Source organism: Synechococcus sp. R6-10 (genome assembly GCF_047461815.1).
Taxonomy (GTDB): domain Bacteria; phylum Cyanobacteriota; class Cyanobacteriia; order Thermostichales; family Thermostichaceae; genus Thermostichus.
The window spans coordinates 1-4,340 of sequence record NZ_JANSHW010000333.1; the positions used below are offsets into that span (position 1 = coordinate 1).

The following is a 4,340-nucleotide window of genomic DNA, read 5'->3' on the forward strand; positions in this document are numbered from 1 at the left end:
GATGCGGATTTGAATGGTGCGAATGTGATTGCGCTTTTGGGGGCTGTCGTAAACCAGCCTAGAGGTTCGGGCTTGTTTTGTTCTCTGGTAGAGCATAACAGGCTCAGGGCTACTGAAAGCCCGCGCTACACTGCTAAGGCGGTGTAGGGTCGGGTAGTTTACAAAGTGCCAAAATCCTAAGAGCCTCAGATCGAGTGCGACCGTGTTCCTCACCTTCTCAGCAGTATGGCTAGATCCTCAGCGTCGTGGCTCAGTCGGCTCTCCTTTTTGCGAGGGCTGATCTTCATCTTGGCCGTGGTGGTTGCCCTCGTTTACTTGGGCTTCAGCCGGGAGGTTCGCCTTGGCCTTGACCTCAAGGGAGGAACCCAGCTCACGCTACAAGCTGTGCCCACCGAGGAGGTGCCTGAAATCACCCCCGAAGTGATGCAGGGGGTAGAGGCCGTCATCCAGCAGCGGATCAACGGGCTGGGGGTGGCTGAGCCTCTGGTGCAGATCAGCGGCCAAGACCGCCTGTTCGTGCAGTTGCCGGGGGTGGCGGATCCGGATCGGGCCATTGCTCTCCTTGGAGATACAGCCCAACTGGAGTTTCGCAAGGGCTTGGTTCCCGTCGGCGCGCTGCCCCGCAACGAGCGGGGAGAGATAACAGCGGGGGAGGATCCGGATACTCTGTTTGAGCGGGTCGGCCTCACCGGGGATCTGCTGCGCAATGCCTATCCCCAAGCCCCTCGCCGCGGATCCCAGAGTTGGGAGGTGCTGCTGGAGTTCAAGCCGGAGGGGGCAGAAAAATTTACTCAGCTCACCCGAGATCTGGCCGGAACAGAACGTCCATTGGGCATTTTTCTGGACGACGTGTTGATCAGTGCCCCGATCGTGGGGCCGGAGTTTGCCCGCACCGGCATCACCGGCGGGACGGCGGTGATCACGGGCAATTTTACGGTGGAAACCGCCACTGACTTGGCGGTCAAGCTCAGGGCAGGAGCGCTGCCGGTTCCCATTCAGGTGATTGAAAATCGCACTGTCGGGGCCACTTTGGGGGAAGTGAGCGTGCGCCGCAGCCTCTATGCCGGGATCGGGGGCCTGGTGCTGGTTTTCCTCTTTATGGTGGCCTACTATCGCCTGCCAGGGCTGATTGCGGACATTGCTCTGCTTATCTACGCCCTCTGTACCTTTGCTCTCTTCCAACTGCTGGGGGTAACCATGACTCTGCCGGGGATCGCCGGCTTTATCCTCAGCATCGGCATGGCGGTGGATGCCAATGTGCTGATCTTCGAGCGCATCAAAGAAGAGTTGCGGGCCGGCAAATCCATCTACAAGTCCATTTCGGAAGGGTTTAACCGCGCCTTCAGCAGCATCCTGGACAGCAATGTGACTACCCTTTTGGTCTGTGGCGTGCTTTTCTGGCTGGGGATGGGACTGGTGAAAGGGTTTGCGGTAACCCTGGGCATTGGCATTCTGGTGAGCTTCTTTACGGCCATCACCTGCACCCGTAGCCTGCTCTTGGCGGCAATGGGGATCCCCAGCTTGCGCAAACCTGAGTTTTACGGCGTTCGGATGGAGGCGGCCCAATCATGACGGCTCAAGAGCTATCCCCCGTAGATCCCGCCTCTCGGTTGCTCGACTATCGCTTCGACATTGTTGGACGGAGCAAGCTGTGGTTCAGCTTGTCCTTGGCGGTGCTGCTGGTGGGGCTGGTCAGCATGGCCTTTTCCCTGGCTTCTCTGGGAACTCCCCTGCGGCTGGGGTTGGATTTTTCCGGCGGCACCTTGCTGGATCTGAGCTTTGAGCGGCCTGTCACCACCGAGGAGCTGCGACGGGCGCTGCAGGAACACAACCTGGGCACCAGCATCATCCAGCTGGACACGCAAACGGGCCAGGAAGCCCTGATCCGCATGCCCCCCTTGACTGAGCAAGAGCGGCTGGCCGTGGAAGCCACCCTGCGGCAGGAGGTTGCCCCCTTCCAGCGCAATCTGGTCGAGACGGTTGGCCCGACGGTGGGGCGTTTGCTCTTGCGTTCCGGCATCGTGGCGGTGCTCATCTCTTTCGGGCTCATCGTGCTGTACCTGGCCCTGCGCTTCCAGTGGGATTACGCGGTGTTTGCCATTGTGGCGCTGCTGCACGATGTAGTGTTGACGATAGGGCTATTTGCCCTTTTGGGCCTGACGGTGGGTATGGAGGCGGACAGCCTGTTTGTGGTGGCGCTGCTGACCATCATCGGCTTTTCCGTCAACGACACCGTGGTCATCTACGACCGCATCCGCGAGAATCTGCGTCTGGTGAGCCGCAAGGTCAGCCTGGCCGAGGTGGTAAACCTATCTCTGAACCAGACCTTTGCCCGCTCCCTGAACACCACCCTGACGACGATGCTGCCCCTAGTTGCCATCGCCATTTTCGGGGGAGCTACCTTGAAGGGGTTTGCCATTGCCCTGCTCATTGGCTTTACTTTGGGGGTGTATTCCAGCATTTTTATCGCCAGCCCCCTGTTGGTGTGGTGGCGGCAGCAGCGCTATGGCAAAAGTAGCGAAGATGCCCGCGCAGGCAGGGATCCCGATTCACTTCCCTCTGAGGGCTAGGGCCCCGATATCGGAAAAATTGGGTCGATTGGGTGGGGATCTGTCGTTCGCGCTGAGACGGTGTCCTCTGGGTTCACCATTGCAGTCTTTGCCCATGGGAGATCAGGTAGCGCTGTAAATCGGCTATTTTGCCTTGCGGTACGATCTGAGCTGGGATCAAGCTGGGATCCTGGCTGTGCAGCCAAGCCACGGTCAGGCCTGCTGCCGAGCCGATGGTCCATTCGCCGTAATGCACGCGGGTGGCGGCGTTGACAATGTGGCTGACGGCGATCCCTTTGCCGCCGATGAGCAGGTTATCCACCTTCTGCGGGATCAGGGCTTCCAAGGGAATGAGAATGGGACGGACGGAAAACTCGTTGACTGGCGCGGAGCTGGCCGAAAGAGAGGGCTCCCAGTTGCGGTAGCGACAGCCGTGGATATCGATGGCGTAGTGGGTAACCCCCACCACGGTAGGTCTGAAGTCCCGCCCCCCGGCGGTGCCGACGCGAATATCCTGCTCCAACATCAGGAACTCCGCTTGGCCGTAGGCAGATCGCCCCAGAATGCGTCGACCTTCCCGGATGTAGGGGTAGAGGCTGAGGCCGGAGCGGGTGCCCAGCAAGGACTCTTCGGCAAACACCAAGGAGAGGGGATAGCCAGAGCGGGATTGAGTTTCCATCAGCCACTCGGCAAACAGCAGGGCGTGGTTTTCTCCATCTTTGATGGCCGAGACATCCAGGCCCCCCAGCCAGTTGTGGCGCTGCCCTGAGGCCACTAGCCGCTCTTCCGTCAGGATCAGGGGCGGGTTCATGATCCCCCAGTCGTTGCCGCGGTTCCAGTTCACCAGCGTCAGGTCGCCTGGAACAGGCGTGCTGTAGAAGGGATCCCGGCGGCCCTTGCTGACGATGCGGCGGTAATTGAAAAAGCTCTGGCCGCTGAAGGTGGGGAAACCCTCCATGTCGAACTCGCGGCGGTGTTCGGCGCGGGAATAGCCCGGCTGCAGCTGGACCAGCTCGGCGCGGGAGCGCCCGCCATCGTCGTGGATGGCCAGCACGAAGGGAAAGGTAAAGGCTTGAGTACACTCCGGGTTGCTGGCGGGGGCAGCATTGGGCTCGCCGGTCACGTCTCGCCCTTCCGAACCCAGCCGATAGGGGATCCCGGCCCAGCCCACCAGCTCGCCGGTATCGGTGGCATCGATCACGAAGAATGGGCGGCCCGGCGGCGCTTGTAGACGCAGCACTCGCTTGGCGAACACCTCCGTTTCCTGCCAACTGTACCAGCTCACCAGCTCCCGCCACAGCCGTCCCGGCGGCACAAAGTTGGGATCCCGGGGTTGCCGCTGCACAGCGTAAATGCTTTCAATCCGGGATCCATCGGCGCTGAAGGTGGCCCCCTTAAAAGCCGTTTGGGTAGCCCAGCGGCTGTTGGGGGCATTTTGGGCTGCCTGTTGCAGCCAGGTTTCCACCGCCTGCAGCCCGGCCTGGGGCGGAAAACACAGCCCTCCCACCCAGCAGCTGTTGATCTCGGATACGCGGGTTCCCGGAGGGATCCCTGTCCAGGCCGGCAGATGCACCGGCTGGCTTTCGATCAAGGCCTTGAACTCCAGCCAGTGGCGGGAAAAATTGCCCCGCTGCCGCATCGGCAGCGATTCATCAATGGCCGATACCCCCTGGGAGGTAATCTGACCCCCCAGCCAAGGGGTGAGCTCGATGAGACAGGTCTGCACCCCCCCTCGCATGGCATGGCCTGCCGCTGCCACCCCTCCCAGGGATCCGCCCACCACCACCAGCT

The 4,340-nt window shown here is 61.1% G+C and carries 3 protein-coding genes and 1 pseudogene; 3 read left to right on the plus strand and 1 reads right to left on the minus strand.

The window, feature by feature from the left end; genetic code table 11:
* The 3 genes and pseudogenes from NW837_RS09810 to secF all read left to right on the plus strand — a co-directional run.
* Window positions 1-147, plus strand: a pseudogene (locus tag NW837_RS09810) (RNA-guided endonuclease TnpB family protein); the annotation flags it as partial.
* Between the two features lie 78 nt (window positions 148-225).
* Window positions 226-1,572, plus strand: a complete 1,347-nt coding sequence (gene secD, locus NW837_RS09815) for a protein translocase subunit SecD (RefSeq protein ID WP_414331113.1) — start codon at window positions 226-228, stop codon at window positions 1,570-1,572.
* Window positions 1,569-2,570: a protein translocase subunit SecF gene (gene secF, locus NW837_RS09820; RefSeq protein ID WP_414331115.1), complete on the plus strand. Its 1,002-nt coding sequence runs from the start codon at window positions 1,569-1,571 to the stop codon at window positions 2,568-2,570. Before secD ends, secF begins: the two co-directional genes overlap by 4 nt.
* Window positions 2,571-2,643: 73 nt before the next feature.
* Here secF and NW837_RS09825 read toward each other — a convergent pair.
* Window positions 2,644-4,340, minus strand: a 1,697-nt coding sequence (locus NW837_RS09825) for an FAD-dependent oxidoreductase (RefSeq protein WP_414331117.1), incomplete at its 5' end; no start/stop codon positions are given.